The organism is Mesorhizobium sp. M8A.F.Ca.ET.208.01.1.1 (assembly GCF_004791315.1).
Lineage (GTDB): Bacteria > Pseudomonadota > Alphaproteobacteria > Rhizobiales > Rhizobiaceae > Mesorhizobium.
Genome location: NZ_SRUT01000042.1, coordinates 1 through 511, shown reverse-complemented (window position 1 = coordinate 511; position 511 = coordinate 1). Strand labels below are relative to the sequence as shown.

Here is a 511-nt window from a genome sequence, read left to right as displayed (position 1 = left end):
GTCGCCATTGTCGACATCGGTGTCGTTGGTCAGCACATTGCCGCTCACCGGATTGGGATCGGCCAGCGTGTTGGTGTCTTCCTTCACCGCCGCCGCATCGGCCACCGCCACCGGCGCGTCATTGGTGCCGGTGATGGTGATGGTCAGGTTGGCGGACGAAGAGCCGCCGTGATTGTCGGCGTTGGTGTAGCTGAAGACGTCTGTGACGGTGGCGCCTTCGGCAAGCTGCTGCACCGAGGCCAGGCCATTGTCGAGCGTATAGCTGTAGCTGCCGTCGCTGTTGAGATGCAGCGTGCCATAGGTGCCGACCAGGTCGTTGCCGACATTGCCAGCCGAGCCGTTGACGGCGCTGACGCTGTGGGTGTCGCCAGTGTCGACATCGGTGTCGTTGGTCAGCACATTGCCGCTGACCGGATTGGGCGCTGTGTCTTCTTTCACCGAATTGATGTCGGCAACCGCGACCGGAGCATCATTTGTGCCGTTGATGGTCACCGTCAGGCTGGAGCTCGAA

The 511-nt window shown here is 62.0% G+C and carries 1 protein-coding gene; it reads right to left on the bottom strand.

Going from position 1 to position 511, the window contains the following annotated elements; all coding sequences use genetic code 11:
* The coding region (locus EN851_RS34180) for a VCBS domain-containing protein (RefSeq protein WP_135931049.1) at positions 1–511 on the bottom strand (511 nt) is incomplete at both ends.